General features: G+C 37.5%; 7 protein-coding genes. All 7 read left to right on the forward strand.

The annotated features are described in order from the left end of the window. A partial coding sequence (locus tag QZ276_RS08325) for a hypothetical protein (protein ID WP_292487052.1) occupies positions 1-199 on the forward strand: 199 nt, incomplete at its 5' end. Next, the gene (locus QZ276_RS08330) at positions 192-317 is read left to right on the forward strand and encodes a hypothetical protein (protein ID WP_292487054.1); all 126 of its coding nucleotides are present in this window, start codon (positions 192-194) and stop codon (positions 315-317) included. The genes QZ276_RS08325 and QZ276_RS08330, both read left to right, overlap by 8 nt. Continuing rightward, positions 301-591, forward strand: a complete 291-nt coding sequence (locus QZ276_RS08335; protein ID WP_292487056.1) for a hypothetical protein — start codon at positions 301-303, stop codon at positions 589-591. Before QZ276_RS08330 ends, QZ276_RS08335 begins: the two co-directional genes overlap by 17 nt. Next, on the forward strand, positions 588-1,178 hold the full coding sequence (locus tag QZ276_RS08340; RefSeq protein ID WP_292487058.1) for an ERF family protein: 591 nt from the start codon (positions 588-590) through the stop codon (positions 1,176-1,178). The genes QZ276_RS08335 and QZ276_RS08340 overlap by 4 nt, the downstream gene beginning before the upstream one ends. A 42-nt stretch (positions 1,179-1,220) precedes the next feature. Continuing rightward, the gene (locus QZ276_RS08345; protein ID WP_342765716.1) at positions 1,221-1,997 is read left to right on the forward strand and encodes a ribonuclease H-like domain-containing protein; all 777 of its coding nucleotides are present in this window, start codon (positions 1,221-1,223) and stop codon (positions 1,995-1,997) included. 325 nt (positions 1,998-2,322) lie between these two features. Then, positions 2,323-2,463 carry a ribbon-helix-helix domain-containing protein gene (locus QZ276_RS08350; protein ID WP_292487061.1) on the forward strand — a complete coding sequence of 47 codons (141 nt, stop codon included), beginning with the start codon at positions 2,323-2,325 and terminating at the stop codon, positions 2,461-2,463. Beyond that, complete coding sequence (locus QZ276_RS08355) at positions 2,456-3,151, forward strand: Rha family transcriptional regulator (RefSeq protein ID WP_292487063.1); 696 nt, start codon at positions 2,456-2,458, stop codon at positions 3,149-3,151. The genes QZ276_RS08350 and QZ276_RS08355 overlap by 8 nt, the downstream gene beginning before the upstream one ends. The last annotated feature ends 115 nt before the right edge of the window (positions 3,152-3,266 follow it).

Raw genomic sequence — 3,266 nt, forward strand, 5'->3', positions numbered from 1 at the left:
GGAGGAACAACGAAGCAAGCAGATAGATGCAGACCAAGTACAGAGTTTCTTAGACACGCTAGAATTAGCTGTTGATGGTAGTGTTGACCTTGAGCCTAGTTCCGTGGAGCAGATAGAGATTATCGACTCTCATTTGAGCAGCACAGTATTCATCAATCACAATGTAGACCAAGTCGCAGAGTACAAGGTAGGTGCTTAATATGTACGAACAGATAGTAGAACAAGAAATTACAGAGCGTGCAGACGACATTATTGAGCAACAGAAATATGAAGAGCTAGAGAAGTTGAGAGGTGATTCAAATGGCGGTCAAAGCTAGTCATTCCTGGCAGGGTACGAAAGCCCTGCCGCATCACAAAGTCACTTGCACAATGACTAAACAGGCACTTATCGACGAGTTGGAGAGAATGTTTCAAAACGGTGCAGTATGCTACCGATTCACCGAGAAAGGCACTAAAACTGAATTTGGTTGCATTGATATATATTCATTAGACGAGCAAGAAGAGGTTAGCTTCTATTTTGAGCCAGACAGAGAGGTTATTGAGTGGTCAAGCGGGCACTACACAACTAGAGTAGAAAGGATGATAACATGAGTGAGGTATACAAGAAGTTAATACAAGTTCAGAATAACTTGAAAGTTCCGAAAAATCAGTATAATGATTTTGGTGGGTATAGTTTCAGGAGTTGCGAGGATATATTAGAAGCAGTAAAACCTATTTTAGCTGAATATAACATGGGGATGAAGGTTGGGGACGAATTGGTGATGAAAGGTGAAAGGTATTACATTAAGGCAACTGTTACCATTATTGATCTGGACTCAGGCGACATGGTTACTAATATGGCTTATGCTAGAGAGACCGAGTCCAAGAAAGGCATGGACAAAAGCCAAATAACAGGGACAGCGTCCAGTTATGCCCGTAAGTATGCACTTGATGGTATGTTTGCCCTTGATGAATCAAAAGATGCTGACGCAACGAATAAGCACGGTGAAGAAGATAGGACAGTTAGAAGTGACAAGAGTAAAAAAGACTCTAATAATTCTAGTGTGATGAAGTCCAAGTGCGATGATTGTGGCAAAGAACTAGGAGATGCAAAAGAAAAGATTAACAATTATTGCTCTAGTTACTCAGATAGATTTAATGGCAAGATAGTTTGCTTTAAGTGTCAACAAAACTATTAACACACTGGCCCGTTGGTAGCGGGCCAACAAAGGAGTGGTAAGATGAAGATTAATAACTTAACACCTCTATATTTCGACATAGAAACAACTGGATTCAGCGCTTGGGAAGATAAATTTATTTGCGCAGCTAGTATGACAGATGATGTCGTTAGTGTAGAAACTGATTTAGATAAAGTTGTTAGTTACAAACCTATGATTGATGGCTTCCACGGCTTAATTGTCACCTGGAACGGTGAAAACTACAGAGGTGGTTTTGATTTCCCATGGTTGCGCTCAAAGTGTATTCAAAAAGATATAGACTGGCAACTAGACGGAGTTAAACACTTAGACTTGTTACCACTGGTCAGAAAATACATCAACACTACTCATTATGTAACTGAAACACCTAGCAAATCACAGTTTAAAGCCGCTGATTTAAGAGAGTTAGCAGAGGTCAATGGCATAGATTATCAGAACATGAAACAGGCTTATAACGCAATCTGTGAGCTTGATAATCCGGACTGGTTAGACTATGACAATCCAGAAGCAAAAGAAGATAACTCGTTGCAAGAAGTATATCAGATGTTGTTTGATCCAGAGTGCGAGGAAATCTATACAGATGGTGGCGAAATCCCCAAGTTATATAATGCGATTGAAGATAATGAAAATAAAAAAGCAATCGTGGGTGAACACGAAGAAATTGAAAGAGCAAACAGTGTCATGTGGGATAGAATCAAGAGTCACAACCGCAGAGATGTAAAACGACTCAAGAAAGTTGCAGAGGCAGTTGTCCCACTTATTCCAGACTGGGAGTTGAAAAGAAACATTAACAAATTATAACACACTGGCCCGTTGGTCGCGGGCCAACTACAAAGGAGTGATAAGATGAATAATTATGATATTTCTAAGATTGTAGTTAAGGGTAAAACTTATTATGCAGACCAAGTTGATAAGATAGTAGAATCCGAACCAAGAGGTGCAGGCGACAGTCATTATTTCGACATTATAAATGGCGATAGAAAGATTAGAGTTTTCAGTCACAAGGTTATCAAAGTGGAGTACAAAGATAACACACTGGTCCGTTGGTAGCGGGCTAACCAATTATTTTTTTATCACTTGCATTAATTAATTTATTTCACTATAATAATACTAAGGAGGTGATAAAATGAAAACATCATTTACTACTTATCTGCCAGTTGACTTGGTAAAGAGAGTTAGACAGGAAAGCAAGGACACTGATCGGCCACAGACAGAGATTGTTGAAGAGGCACTTATGAAATACTTTGAGGAGGCTAATAATGAGTAAATTAACAGTTGAAGATGGAATGACAGAATTAGGTGTAACTACTATTGACGGGGAGAATGCAGTTGTAAGCAGCAGAAAAATTTCAGATGTTTTTGATAAAAGGCATGATAATGTATTGGCTAAGATTGATAAAATAATTAAAAGGGCAGAAGATGAAAAATTTACTGAACTAAATTTTAAGGACAGTAAATATAAGGGTAAAAGTGGCAGGATGAATAGAGAATATTTGTTATCTAAAGACGGAGTTATCTTATTAGCAATGGGTTATAATGGTAAAAGATTTATAGATTTAAAAGTAGAGTACATGAAACAATTTAATAAAATGGAGGAACTACTCAAGAACAGACACATCGCCAAAATAGAGTATAAGCCAATGACTGATGCAATTAAGCAAGCCAAGGAGAAGGAAGGTAAAACAGCCAAATGGTATCACTATAGCAATGAAGCAGATATGCTGAACAGGATAGTATTAGGTAAAACAGCCAAAGAAGTCAGGGAAGAAAATGAACTAGAGAAGGGAACAAGTATCAGAGATTATATCGCTAATTGGCAAGTGAATGCTATTAGGAAACTACAGAAATTTAATACCGAACTTATAAAGTCAGGATTGGATTACGATATGCGCAAGTCAATATTAAAAGAAAGATTTAATGATATGTACAACAATTTACAATTAGAAAGCGAGTGAAATTTTTGGAGGAAAGATGAATAAATACATCATAATACAATCTTATGAAAGTTATAGGAGGTGAAACAATGGACACTATCAAAGAGAAAATTGTTCAATTAGCCATAGAAGATCC

Source organism: Methanohalobium sp., from assembly GCF_018609725.1.
Classification (GTDB): domain Archaea; phylum Halobacteriota; class Methanosarcinia; order Methanosarcinales; family Methanosarcinaceae; genus Methanohalobium.